Origin of the sequence: Streptomyces sp. NPDC096079 (assembly GCF_040303145.1) — a bacterium.
GTDB lineage: Bacteria > Actinomycetota > Actinomycetes > Streptomycetales > Streptomycetaceae > Streptomyces.
Genome location: NZ_JBEOST010000008.1, coordinates 20,922 through 32,827, shown reverse-complemented (window position 1 = coordinate 32,827; position 11,906 = coordinate 20,922). Strand labels below are relative to the sequence as shown.

The 11,906-nt window shown below is 73.5% G+C and carries 11 protein-coding genes; 3 read left to right on the top strand and 8 right to left on the bottom strand.

Annotation, left to right across the window (positions count from 1 at the left end; all coding sequences use genetic code 11):
• The 4 genes from ABTY59_RS18070 to ABTY59_RS18055 form a co-directional block, all read right to left on the bottom strand.
• A complete protein-coding gene (locus ABTY59_RS18070) occupies positions 1-2,118 on the bottom strand; it encodes an NHLP family bacteriocin export ABC transporter peptidase/permease/ATPase subunit (protein ID WP_352020192.1) in 2,118 nt (705 codons plus the stop codon).
• Positions 2,119-2,339: 221 nt separating this feature from the next.
• A complete protein-coding gene (locus tag ABTY59_RS18065) occupies positions 2,340-3,146 on the bottom strand; it encodes an HlyD family efflux transporter periplasmic adaptor subunit (protein ID WP_352019947.1) in 807 nt (268 codons plus the stop codon).
• A gap of 120 nt (positions 3,147-3,266) precedes the next feature.
• Positions 3,267-3,506, bottom strand: coding sequence for a hypothetical protein (locus ABTY59_RS18060; RefSeq protein WP_352019946.1), 240 nt, complete (start codon positions 3,504-3,506; stop codon positions 3,267-3,269).
• Between the two features lie 355 nt (positions 3,507-3,861).
• On the bottom strand, positions 3,862-5,190 hold the full coding sequence (locus tag ABTY59_RS18055; RefSeq protein WP_352019945.1) for a D-arabinono-1,4-lactone oxidase: 1,329 nt from the start codon (positions 5,188-5,190) through the stop codon (positions 3,862-3,864).
• A 177-nt stretch (positions 5,191-5,367) separates the two neighbouring features.
• Here ABTY59_RS18055 and ABTY59_RS18050 point away from each other — a divergent pair, with 177 nt between their 5' ends.
• The 3 genes from ABTY59_RS18050 (at position 5,368) to ABTY59_RS18040 (ending at position 7,629) form a co-directional block, all read left to right on the top strand.
• On the top strand, positions 5,368-6,654 hold the full coding sequence (locus ABTY59_RS18050; RefSeq protein ID WP_352019944.1) for an amino acid deaminase/aldolase: 1,287 nt from the start codon (positions 5,368-5,370) through the stop codon (positions 6,652-6,654).
• 75 nt (positions 6,655-6,729) lie between these two features.
• On the top strand, positions 6,730-7,350 hold the full coding sequence (locus ABTY59_RS18045) for a TetR/AcrR family transcriptional regulator (RefSeq protein WP_352019943.1): 621 nt from the start codon (positions 6,730-6,732) through the stop codon (positions 7,348-7,350).
• 21 nt (positions 7,351-7,371) lie between these two features.
• Positions 7,372-7,629: a DUF6332 family protein gene (locus ABTY59_RS18040; RefSeq protein WP_352019942.1), complete on the top strand. Its 258-nt coding sequence runs from the start codon at positions 7,372-7,374 to the stop codon at positions 7,627-7,629.
• A gap of 88 nt (positions 7,630-7,717) precedes the next feature.
• Here the strand turns inward: ABTY59_RS18040 and ABTY59_RS18035 are convergent, their stop codons facing one another.
• The 4 genes from ABTY59_RS18035 to ABTY59_RS18020 form a co-directional block, all read right to left on the bottom strand.
• Positions 7,718-8,584 carry a D-alanyl-D-alanine carboxypeptidase family protein gene (locus tag ABTY59_RS18035; RefSeq protein ID WP_352020191.1) on the bottom strand — a complete coding sequence of 289 codons (867 nt, stop codon included), beginning with the start codon at positions 8,582-8,584 and terminating at the stop codon, positions 7,718-7,720.
• A 217-nt stretch (positions 8,585-8,801) separates the two neighbouring features.
• Positions 8,802-9,668 (bottom strand): hypothetical protein, encoded by an 867-nt coding sequence (locus tag ABTY59_RS18030; protein ID WP_352019941.1) that lies wholly within the window; start codon positions 9,666-9,668, stop codon positions 8,802-8,804.
• Positions 9,665-11,494: a GMC family oxidoreductase gene (locus tag ABTY59_RS18025; RefSeq protein WP_352019940.1), complete on the bottom strand. Its 1,830-nt coding sequence runs from the start codon at positions 11,492-11,494 to the stop codon at positions 9,665-9,667. Before ABTY59_RS18025 ends, ABTY59_RS18030 begins: the two co-directional genes overlap by 4 nt.
• Positions 11,491-11,877 carry a hypothetical protein gene (locus ABTY59_RS18020; protein ID WP_352019939.1) on the bottom strand — a complete coding sequence of 129 codons (387 nt, stop codon included), beginning with the start codon at positions 11,875-11,877 and terminating at the stop codon, positions 11,491-11,493. The genes ABTY59_RS18025 and ABTY59_RS18020 overlap by 4 nt, the downstream gene beginning before the upstream one ends.
• Positions 11,878-11,906 lie beyond the last annotated feature (29 nt).

Sequence of the window (11,906 nt, the reverse complement as noted above, 5' to 3'; positions counted from 1 at the left end):
TCAGTGCTCCTTGACCAGGCCCGCGTAGGGGCCGCCCGCGGCGACGAGCTGTTCGTGGCGCCCGCGTTCCACGACCGTGCCCCGGTCGAGCACGACGATCTCGTCGCTGTCGCGCACGGTGCTCAGACGGTGGGCGATGACCACGCAGGCGCAGCCGCGCCGCCGCAGGTTGTCCATGACGATCTGTTCGGTGGCCGCGTCGAGGGCGCTGGTCACCTCGTCGAGGATCAGGACGCTGGGGCGGCGGACCAGCGCGCGGGCGATCTCGAGCCGCTGGCGCTGGCCTCCGGAGAAGTTGCGGCCGTCCTGCTCGACGCGGCCGCGGATGCCGCCGGGGCGGCGCGCGACCTCCTCGTACACCGCGGCGTCCCGGAGCGCGGCGACGACGGCCTCGTCGGGTACCGACGGGTCCCAGAGCGCCACGTTGTCGCGGACGGTGCCCTCGAAGAGGAAGACGTCCTGGTCGACGAAGGAGACGGAGGCGGCGAGGGCGCTGCGCGGGATGTCCTCCAGGCGCATCCCGTCGATGCGGATCGCGCCCTCCCACGGGGCGTAGAGGCCGGACATCAGCCGCGAGACGGTGGACTTGCCGCTGCCCGAACCGCCGACGAGGGCGACCTGCTGCCCGGGGCCGACGCTGAGCCGGAAGTCCTTGAGCAGCGGGGCGTCGAGGGGGCTGTAGCCGAAGGTGACGCCCTCCAGTTCGACGTGGCCGGTGAGACGGCGGGTCGGCGCGTGCGGGGCGCGCCGGGTGTGGACCGGGTCGACGGGGAAGTCCTCGACGTCGCGGAGCCGGGCGACGTCGGCGGCGAAGTCCTGGACGCGTCCCGCGACCCCGTTGAGCCGGGTGATCGGTGCGGTGAAGCCGGTCACGAGGGCCTGGAAGGCGACGAGGAGTCCGACCGTGAGGTGCCCCTCCACGGCCCGCACGCCGCCGATCATCAGGATCAGGGCGCTGTTGAGCGCGGCGAGGGTGGGCGCGACGACCGCGAGCCAGGCGCTGGGCACGCCGAGCCGTTGCTGGACGTCGAGGGTGGTGGCGTGCTGTCCGGCCCAGCGGCGGAAGAAGCCGTCCTCGCCGCCGGTGGCCTTCATGGTCTCGATGAGCTGGAGCCCGCTGTACGCCGTGTTGGTGAGCCGGGCGTTCTCCGCGCGCAGCTTCTGGGTGCCGGTGGCCCGGACGTGGACGACGACGCGCAGGGCGAGGACGTTGAGCAGGGCGATCAGGACGCCGACGACGGTGAGCTGGGGGTCGTACGTCCAGAGCAGCACGGCGTAGAGGAGCACGACGACGGCGTCGACGGCCGCCGCCGCCAGGTCGCGGGCGAGCGTCTCGGCGACGGCGTCGTTCGACTGGAGGCGCTGGACGAGGTCGGCGGGGCTGCGCTGGGCGTAGAAGGCGAGCGGGAGCCGGAGCAGGTGCCGCAGGAAGCGGGCGCTGCCCAGGGTGGAGGCGATGACCCGGCCGCGCAGCAGATTGGCCTGCTGGAGGCCGGTGAGGACCGCGGTGAGGACGAGGGCGGCCGCCATCGCGGTGAGGACGACGCCGAGCAGGGACGTCCGCCCCCCGATGAGGAACGTGTCGATGTACGTGCGGGTCAGGGCCGGCACCCAGGCGCCGACGGCCACCAGGAGCAGGCTGGCGACGACGGCGGCGGCCAGGGTGCCCGAGGTGCCGCGGAGCCGGGCGGGCAGGGCGGCGAGGACGCCCGGACGGCTGCCGCCCCGGCGGAACGCGGGGCCGGGTTCGAAGGTGAGCACGATGCCGGTGAAGCTCGTGTCGAACTGGTCCATGGGGACGAACCGGCGGCCGCTGCCGGGGTCGTTGACGTACACGCCGGGTCGGCCGAGGCGCCGTCCCGTGCCCTCGTAGACGACGTAGTGGTTGAACTCCCAGAACAGGACGGCCGGTGCGGCCACTTCGGCGAGCGCGGCCAGGTCCATCTGCATGCCCTTGGCCTGGAGTCCGTACCCGCGGGCCGCCTTGAGGAGGTTTCCGGCCCGGGAGCCGTCGCGGGAGACGCCACAGGCGATGCGGAGCTCCTCCAGCGGGACGAAGCGTCCGTGGTGGCCGAGCACCATCGCGAGGGCGGCGGCACCGCACTCGACCGCCTCCATCTGAAGCACGGTGGGGGTGCGGACGGTGCGGGGACGTCGGCCCCCTGCGGCGGGCGTACGGCGCCGGGGCCGCCCGGCGCGGGTTCCGCCCCGTGCCGTGGCCTCGGCGGTGCGGCCCCGGGGCGCGTCCGCCGGCGGGAGGCCGGGGGTCGTGGCGCGCCCCTTGCCGCCGGACCTGGCGCGGGCCGGGGCGGCCGACCGCGAGGCGCTCCGTGCCGCGCTCACGGCAGCAGCCAGTCGACGGGGCGCTGCGCGGCGAGGTGCACGGAGCCGATGACGGGCGTGCCGCTCGCGGGGGCCTGTGGGGGGCCGTCCGCAGAGGACCAGGCGTAGCCGGAGGCGGTGGCGGGGGAGCTGTCCAGGGTCACGAGCACCGCGACCGGATCGCCCTGGCGGGCGAACCGCGCGGCGAGTCCGGGGTCGCCGAGGAAGGAGCGGAGCCGGTCCTGGGTCTGGGGTGTGCTGCCGACGGCCGCGACCCGTCCGCGGAGCACGCCGAACCGGTCGCGCGGGGCGGACTGGACGCCGAGGTCGACGGCCGCCCCCACCCGGAGGGTGGCGGCGGTGTCGCCCGTCGGGTACAGGACGGCCACCAGCGGGGCCTTCGGGTCGGTCACGCGCTCGACGGTCGCCACGTCGGCGCCGGTGGTGACGATCGAGCCCAGCCTCGCGTGGAGCACGGTGACGCGCCCGCCGGCGACGGCGCGCACGGGCCGGTCGCCCCGCTCGGTGCGGACGGTCAGCACGGACGCGCCGGGGGCGACGGTGCGGCCCTCGTCGGCGAGGACCTCGGTGACCTGCCCGGCGACGGGACTCTGGAGCAGATAGGTGCCCTCGGCGTGGGTGAGGAGGCCGGGGGCGCTCACCTTGGACGTCACGGTGCCCGTGAGCGCCCAGAAGCCCGCGGCGGCCATGACGACGAGGGTGACGGCGAGCACGAGACGGCCCTGGGGGCGCGCGAAACGCACGGGCACGTCGAGTTCTTCCGGCGATTGCAGCTTGGAAAGCGCATTGCGGCGGAACTGCACGGACTATTCCTTAGGCTGCGTTCTCCGTGTTTCCCGGTTTCGGGAATTCCACGGTCTGGATCAGGGGTGAGCGCGCACCCCGGAACCGGGTGGTTCCGGGGTGCGCGCTCAGCGCGGGGCTCAGAGACCGGCGATGCCGGTGTTCACCGAGACGCCGGTGATGCCGGTGACCAGGCCGGGGACGCCGCCGACGAGGCCCTCGACGCCCTGGACCGTCTGGAGGGAGCCGACGGTGCCGAGGATGTTGGTGACGTCGCCGGTCACGGCGCCGGCGAGGCCGCCGGAGATGGTGACGAGGCCGCCGGAGACGGCGTCGAGGTCGGCGTCGGAGATCTCAGCGGTCTCAAGGTCGTGACGCATGATGCGCACCCTTCGTTCAATGGGGGGAATCCGTCTTCTGCGGCCGCAGCGGTTTTGATCCAACCACGCGAACGGCAGACCGGAGAAATTCGAACGAGGTGGGGGTGCGCTCGTTTCTGCACCTCGGCGGACGGCCGTGCATTCAATTTCACGGAATGCCGACACGTTCTCCTCGGAACCGAGTAACAGATTCGTGCGCGCCGCGCCGCACGCGGAACCGATCAGGACGGAACGGTGCACTCCGGGTGCCCGGGGAGGCGCTGGTGTCGGGGAACGGTGAAGGGGCCGCCCCTCGACACGTACACGTTGTGCAGGTTTCCGGTGCGGGGCGGGGAGGCGGGGCGGGGCTCCCGGGTCAGCGACCGGCGGGCTTCGCGTCCGGGGCGAGGCCGAGGACGCGGTCGAGGTAGGGGTTGGAGAAGAGCCCGGCGGGGTCGACGGCGTCGCGCAGGGCGGTGAAGTCGTCGAAGCGGGCGTAACGCGGGCGCAGGGCCTCCGCGTCCAGGCCGTGCATCTTGCCCCAGTGCGGACGCCCGCCGTACGAGCCGAGGATGGACTCGCACGCCCGGAAGTACGTGTCGTAGGGCATGCGGTGGTACTGGTGGAAGGCGATGTAGCAGCTGTCGCGGCCGTACGCCGTGGACAGCCAGATGTCGTCGGCGGCGGCGAAGCGGACCTCCAGCGGGAACGACACCTTCGCGTCGTGCGTGTCGATCCAGCGCTTGATCTCCCGCAGGGCGTCGACGGCGTGCTCCCGGGGGAGGGCGAACTCGCCCTCGTGGAACCGCACGTCGCGGGGCGAGGCGAAGATCCGGTACGACAGGTCCGACCACTCGCGGGTGGACATCGCCCGCGCCGCGAAACGCGTGATCGGCGGTACGAGCCCGGGGCGGCGGGTGCCCAGCCGGTTGAGCGCCTCGAAGCCGAGGCCGCTGACCGTCTCGTCGAGACGGCGCGCGAAGGCGCCGATCGGCTTCAGCGGGGCGTCGGCCTCCGTCCGGCGGAAGCGGCGGGTGAGGGTCGTCGTGCTGTGCGGGAACCAGAAGAACTCGAAGTGGTCGTTGGTGTCGGCCAGCTCGTGGATCCGGTCGAGGGTCTCCGCGACGGGCATCGCGGCGTCGTGGGCGTGCAGGGCGAACAGCGGCACGCACTGGAGGGTCACCGCGGTGATGACGCCGAGCGCGCCGAGTCCGACCCGGGCGGCGGCGAACAGCTCCGGCCGCACCTCGGGCGAGCAGGTGGCCACCGACCCGTCGGCCAGGACGAGTTCGAGTGCCCGGAGCTGCGTCGCGATGCCGCCGAAGCGGGTTCCGGAGCCGTGGGTGCCGGTCGAGACGGCTCCCGAGACGGTCTGGCGGTCGATGTCGCCGAGGATCTCCATGGCCAGGCCGTGCTCGGCGAGCAGCGGGTTGAGCCGCCACAGCGGCATGCCGGCGTCGACCGTGACGAGTCCCGTGGCGCGGTCCACCGACCGCAGCCCCGCCAAGCGGTCGAGACGCAGCTGGACGCCCGGGGCGACGGCGACCGGGCTGAAGGAGTGGCCGGCGCCGATCGCCTTCACCCGGAGCCCGTCCGCGGACGCCGTCCGTACGGCGTCGGCCACCTCGGAGGTGTCCGCCGGACGCAGCACGCGCACGGGACGCGCCTGCTCGTTTCCCGCCCAGTTGCGCCAGGTGCTCGTCATGACCGGAGTCCTCTCGGGTGGATCGACAGCGGCCGCGGCCCCCGTACGGGCGGCGGTTCCCGGCAGACTGGACTTGGTCACCTGTCCAAGTCAAGAGTCAGGGACGCTTGACTTGGACAGGTGACCAAGAGACCGTTGCGGGGCCGAGCAGCAGGTCGGGAGAAGGGCCACAGGGTCATGGCACAGCAGCCGCACGTCACACGCACGACACCCGCTCCGCCCCGGCCGGGGACCGCGCCCGCGCCGGAAGCGGCGCCCGGGTCCACCGCCCTCCCGCGCCTCGCGGACTTCCCGGCCCTCCAGGAGGCGACGGCCGCCCTCCAGCCGCCGTTCGCCGTCGTCGACCTCGCCGCCCTGCGCGCCAACGCGGCGCAGATGACCCGGCGCGCCGGCGGCAAACCGATCCGCCTCGCCAGCAAGTCACTGCGCTGCCGCGCGCTCATCCGCGACACCCTCCTGCTCCCCGGGTTCACCGGCATCCTCGCCTTCACCCTGCCCGAAGCCCTCTGGCTCGCCGAGGAGCACGACGACGTCCTCGTCGGCTATCCCTCCGTCGACACGGACGCGCTCGGCCGACTGGGCGCGGACGAGCGGCTCGCCGCCCGCGTCACCGTGATGATCGACTCGGTCGAGCACCTCGACCTGTTGACCGCCGCCCTCGGCCCGGCCGGCCCCGCCGTCCGCGTCTGCCTCGACCTCGACGCCTCCCTGCGCCTGGCCGGCGGACGCCTCCACCTCGGCATGCGCCGCTCGCCCCTGCACTCGCCGCGCCAGGCCCGCGACCTGGCCCTGGCCGTCGCGGCCCGGCCGCGCCTGCGGCTCGTCGGCGTCATGTCGTACGAGGGACAGATCGCCGGCATCGGCGACGACCAGCCCGGCTCGCGCGCGGGACGCGCCGCCGTCCGGCTCATGCAGCGGCTCTCCACCCGCGAACTGCGCGAGCGACGCGCCGCCGCCGTCCGCGCCGTACGCTCCGTCGCACCCCTGGAGTTCGTCAACGGCGGCGGCACCGGCAGCCTGGAGAACACCTCGGCCGAACCGGCCGTCACCGAACTCGGAGCCGGATCCGGCCTCTACGCCCCGACGCTCTTCGACCACTACCGCGGCTTCCGCCCGCACCCCGCCGCCCACTTCGTCCTGCCCGTGGTGCGCCGTCCCGGGCCGCGCCACGTCACCGTCCTCGGCGGCGGCTGGATCGCCTCGGGCGCCCCGGGACCCGACCGGGCCCCCGTGCCCGTGCACCCGGCCGGGCTCCGCCTCCTCCCGCAGGAGGGGGCGGGCGAGGTCCAGACGCCCCTCACCGGCGAGGGCGCGGCCGGACTCCGGGCGGGCGACCGCGTGTGGTTCCGCCACGCCAAGGCGGGCGAACTGTGCGAGCGGGTCAACGAACTCCACCTCGTCGAAGGCGACCGGATCGTCGACACCGTGCCGACCTACCGGGGCGAGGGCCGGGCCTTCCTCTGACCGCCCTCGCCGGCCGTCACCTCCCCTGGGATACGTTGACCCGGTTCACCGCCGCACCCCCTCCCTGGAGACGCCATGACCCGCCGCTCAGCAGACGAGCGCCGCGAGCAGCTGGTCGAGGCGGCCCTCCGCGTCATGATCCGCGACGGGGTCGCCAAGACCACGACACGTGCCGTCGTCAGCGAGGCGGGACTGCCCCTCGGGGCCTTCCACTACTGCTTCCGCTCCAAGGAGGAGCTCCTGCACAGCGTGATCGAACGGATCACGCTGCGGAGCGTCGCCCCCGCCACCGCGACCGGGGCGGGGGAGGCCTCGATCCGGGAGGTCGTCTTCCGCACCCTGCACGCCTACTGGGACCAGGTCCGCGCGCGGCCCGCCGAACACATGGTCACCTACGAACTCACCCAGTACGCCCTGCGCCAGCCCGGCCTGGCCGACGTCGCCCGCCGCCAGTACCAGCACTACCTCAAGGTCTACAGCGACCACTTGGAGACCATCGCCCGCCTCGCGGGCTTCGGCTGGACCGTCCCCCTCCCGGCCCTGGCGCGCTACGGCCTCAGCGTCATGGACGGACTCACCCTGAACTGGCTGATCGACCGCGACGACGAGCAGGCCCTGGCGGCCCTGAACGAGTACGCCGAACACCTCACGACCGTGACGGCACCCCGAACGCCCGAGGAGGACGGCGGCCGTTGAGCGCCGTGCGAGACTCCTCCCATGGAGGACATGGGGCGGGAGTCGCGGCGGGAGAAGGACGCGATGACGGTGGAGATCATGTTCGCGCTGGTGACGGCGGCCTTCCTGGCCGCGATCGTGTTCGGCGCGTTCCTGGTCCCGGCGCTCGCGTTCGGCGCGTCCGGGACCGTGAGGAAGACCCTGCTCGTGGTGGGAGCGGTGCTCGCAGCCGTCGCGGGCGTCCGGCGGGTCGTGCGCGTACTCGTCCGGTTCGACGCGAACCGGCGTCTGGGGCGCTGACGCGTGCCGGAACGGCGCCGGGCCGCCTCCCGTGGAACGGGGGACGGCCCGGGCCGGAACGGCGCCGCCGGGCGCCGGTCGCCGTGGACTACCTGGCGAAGCCGTAGTCCAGCAGCTTCTTCACGTCGGTCGCCCGGTTCGCCTCGGAAGGCGAGGCGAGCACCGTGCCGATGACCGTCTTGTTCCCGCGGGTGGCCGCGAAGACCAGGCAGTACTTGGCCTGCGGGCCCGAACCGGTCTTCACGCCGATCGCGCCGCTGTACGTGCTCAGCAGCTTGTTCGTGTTGGTCCACGCCATGTACCGGTAACCGCCGGTCCTCGTGGTCACCTTCTGCTTCGTCGACTTGGTCGCGACGACGGCGCGGAACGTGGAGTTCTTCATCGCGCTGCTGGCGATCTTCGTCAGATCACGCGGAGTCGAGTAGTTCTGCCCACTCCCTATTCCGTCGAACGAGTCGAAGTGGGTGTTCCGCAGACCCATCTTCCGCGCCTCGTCGTTCATCTTGCCGATGAAGGACTTGACCCGGGCCGCGCGCGTGGTGCCCGTGCCGAACTTGTCGGCCAGCGCGTAGGCGGCGTCGCATCCCGACGGCAGCATCAGGCCGTACAGGAGCTGCCGGACGGTCACCTTGTCGCCGACGATGAGCCGGGCCGACGAGGCGTTCTTGGCGACGATGTAGTCGCTGTACGCCTTGTCGATGGTGACCTTGGCGTCCAGGTTGAGGTTGCGCTGGGACAGCACCACCTTCGCGGTCATGATCTTCGTGGTGGAGCCGGTCGACCGGCGGGTGTCCGCGGCCTTTCCGTACAGCGTCGTACCCGTCCCGTTGTTCATGACGAAGCCGCCGGGGGCGGTGATCGACGGGACGGCGGGCGCGGCGTGCGCCTGGCCGGCGAAGAGCCCGCCGGCCAGCACGGCCGAGGCCGTGAGCGAGACGGTCACGGCGCTGCGCAGGCCGAGTGTCGGATTCAGCAAAGTGTTCTGCCCTTGGTTGGAATCGATGTCGTCCGGGTCCGGACACGGACCCGGCGCATGGAAGACGCACGAGACGGCCTCATGGATGCACAGTGAAGGCCATGATCTTTCTCGCCTTCCGAGTGCCGCGCCGTACGTCCTCGCTCGCGTCACCGTCCCGAGGGAACCGGCCGTTGACCAGGGACGCGGGGGAGGGTCAGACGAGCGGGCCCGCGGCCGGGTAGTACGGGCGGAGGTGGGCCGCCACCGGCGGCGACTGGTACGTCCAGGCGCCGGCGGCCGGTGTGCCGTCCGGGAGCAGCGCGCGGAGGTCCCGGCCGAGGTCGCCGCCCGGAGCCCGCACCTGGAGGAGGGTGCGTCCGGAGTGCTCCGGGGCGCTCATGTCGTACCAGGCGTAGGGCTGGGAGACGTTCATCGGGCCGGCGCGCAGACGCCCCTCGCGGTCGGTGCCGTAGCCGGTGACCGGGGCGGAGCAGGCGGGGACGGCGGTCAGGCCGTCCAGCCTCACCGTGAGGTCGAGCAGCGGGTCCGGCGCCTTCTCCAGGGTGTCGTCGGGGCCGACCTCGGCCGAGCCGCAGCGCACGGTCCACGTCTCGCCCGCGGGCCCGTTGAGGGACGGCATGCCGACCTCGAACCAGCCCGGGTACTTGGGTTCCGCGTAGAGCTCGCGCCCGGCCCTGATGGCGAACGGGTTGTCGCAGACGACGTGCAGCCGGGCGATGCCGAGGAGCTTCGTCTGGTCCCAACCCCGCGCGTACTCGGCGTAGGAGAGCCGCGGCAGACGGTGGGCGTCGGCCGTCGGGAACGCGATGACGTTCACCTCGATCTCCTGGGTGACGCCGCCGCCGAACGCGTACTGCGCGAAGTACAGCTGGAAGTTGACGGAGAGCAGCGCCCGACCGTCGTCGAAGGTGGCCGCGGTCAGGTCCGGATGGTGCTTGCCGAGGAGCTGTCGCACAGGCTCCGGGTCGACCGGCCAGTCGACGCCGACCTGGTGCAGGGCACCGTAGTGGAAGGGGAGCCGGAAGGGCTCGGGTACGGGCGGCAGGGACGGTGCGCTCATGACGGGGCTCCAGGGTCGGGGGAGAGGGACACGGGCCGGTCGCGGGCGGCCAGGTCCGCCTCGACGCGCTCGGCGCTGCGCAGGGCCAGCGCCGCCATGGTCAGCGTCGGGTTGGACGTGGCGACCGAGGGCATGCTGCCGCAGCCCACCGCGTACAGACCCGGGTGGTCCCAGCAGCGCTGCCAGGCGTCCACGACGGACGTGGCGGGGGAGTCGCCCATGAGGTGCGTGCCGGCGGCGTGCCCGGCCCCCCGGTAGCCGTACGCGCGCCCGCGGTGCTCGAAGCGGCCGGGCCAGGCCGCCGCGGGCGCGTAGTCGGTGTGGTCCTCGGCGCCGAGCAGGGCGAACAGCCGCTCCGAGACGGCGCGGGCCGCCACCATCCCCTCCTTGACGTGCTCGTCGAGGTCGTACGTGACGAGCGGCAGGGGCAGCCCCAGTGCGTCGCGCTCGCGCGGATGGAGCGTGACCCGGTTCGCGGGGTCCGCGCCCTGCTCCATCTCGAACTGGAGGGCGAACTGGCGCCGGACCCGGTCGCCCACCGCCCGGCGCAACTCCTCGCCGAACAGGCCCCGTCCGGTCAGGAAGTGGTCCACGTCCGTCTCCACCGGGCCCTGAGCCCAGATCCACCCCCACGTCCCGAACTCGACCCGGAACGGCGCCCTCAGTTTCCGCGCCGGGCCGGACCGGAAACCCTCGAAGCCGGACACGGAGCCGGGACCCCGGTACACCCCGGCGTCCTCGCCCGCGGGGAGCAGCCCCCAGGTCAGCAGTACGGGATGGTCCATCAGATTGCGTCCGACCTGGCCGCTGCGGTCAGCCAGTCCGGACAGGAGCAGCAGCCGGGCGTTCTCCACCGCGTGCGCGGCGAGCACCACGACATCGGCGCGTGCGACGGACACCGTGCCGTCGTACGCGCGGTACTCCACCCCCGTCGCCCGGCCCCGCCCGTCGACGAGCACGCGGCTCACCACCGACCGGTCCCGGAGCACGACGGACGCGCCCCAACGGCCCTGGGTCTTGAGCGGGGTGTACTTCGCGTACGAGGGGCAGTGCGGGATGCACCCCGCACTGCCCACGCACCGGTTGTCCGGGTCGGGCCTGCCGTCCCGCCCCCGCGGGACGTAGCCGCGGCCGCCGTCGTACCGGGGGTCGGGGACACCGTTGCGGGCGTGCGGCGTGCCGACCACCCTCAGCTCCACCTCGCGCTGCGCGACGGGGTCCTCGACGCGTCGTCCGTCGAGCCGGGCCGCGATGAACCGGTCCAGACGCGCGGCGGGCAGGGGCCGCATCGGATAGACGTATCCCTCGGGGAAGCGCAGCCCGAGGTGCGCGCGCTGCTCGTCGGCGTCGGCGGCCACGCCCAGGTGCTCCTCGGCCGCCCGGTAATGGGGCTCCAGGTCGTCGTACGAGAGCGGCCACCGGCGCCCGTACCCGAAGGCCTCGGTGTCGAAGTCCTCCGGCAGCATCCGGGGAGCGAGGCCGGTCCAGATGTTGCCGGTGCCGCCGTTGGCGCGGACGTACCCGCTGGCGTACGGGAGCGGACCGTCCTGACGCAGATGGCCGGTCGCCCGGAAGACGGGCGTCCCGTCCGTGCCGGCGAGGTCCGTCACCTCGGGGGTCGCCGCCGCCGGATGGGCCCGGTAGGGAGAGCCCGGGAGCCTGCCGGCCGCCGTCAGATACTCGGTGAGCGGGTCGGCCGCCGGTCCGTCGGGGCCCTTCGCGCCCGCCTCCAGGACGAGCACCCTCCGGCCGTGCCGTCCGAGCTGGTGCGCGACGAGCGAGCCGGCGACCCCCGCGCCCACGACGATCACGTCGTACCGCGTCACCGCCCGCTCCCCCCGGCCCAGCTCCCGTACCCTCCGGGAGCGGCGGCGGGGGCCGCGAGCCCGGCCGCCTTCCACACGAGGCCCTCCGCGTAGGCGCGCGAGGACACCAGCCTCGGCGGCGGACCCGGCCAACTGCCCGTGTACCAGAGGTACGTGACCGACCGGGCCTCGGCGGACAGCCCGATGGCGAGGGTGGCCGTCGAAGGGCCGCGCGGATCCCGGAACTCCCGCAGCAAGCGCTCGTACCGTTCCGCGCCGAGCTCCCCGGCGGCCACCTCCCGGTACACCTCGACGAGCCCGGTGGCCGCCAGGTCCGCCGCGGGGAAGCCGGTCAGCCGCGCCGACAGCTCGGTGAATCGCTGAATGTCGTCCGTGAGGGGCACGCGGGCATCGGTGCCCCGCTCCCCGACGG

Excerpts from the sequence above, each read along its gene's own strand:
- ABTY59_RS18070 (WP_352020192.1), bottom strand. The coding sequence starts at position 2,118 with ATGGAGGCGGTCGAGTGCGGTGCCGCCGCCCTCGCGATGGTGCTCGGC.
- ABTY59_RS18060 (WP_352019946.1), bottom strand. The coding sequence starts at position 3,506 with ATGCGTCACGACCTTGAGACCGCTGAGATCTCCGACGCCGACCTCGAC.
- ABTY59_RS18055 (WP_352019945.1), bottom strand. The coding sequence starts at position 5,190 with ATGACGAGCACCTGGCGCAACTGGGCGGGAAACGAGCAGGCGCGTCCC.
- ABTY59_RS18050 (WP_352019944.1), top strand. The coding sequence starts at position 5,368 with ATGGCACAGCAGCCGCACGTCACACGCACGACACCCGCTCCGCCCCGG.
- ABTY59_RS18045 (WP_352019943.1), top strand. The coding sequence starts at position 6,730 with ATGACCCGCCGCTCAGCAGACGAGCGCCGCGAGCAGCTGGTCGAGGCG.
- ABTY59_RS18040 (WP_352019942.1), top strand. The coding sequence starts at position 7,372 with ATGGAGGACATGGGGCGGGAGTCGCGGCGGGAGAAGGACGCGATGACG.
- ABTY59_RS18030 (WP_352019941.1), bottom strand. The coding sequence starts at position 9,668 with ATGAGCGCACCGTCCCTGCCGCCCGTACCCGAGCCCTTCCGGCTCCCC.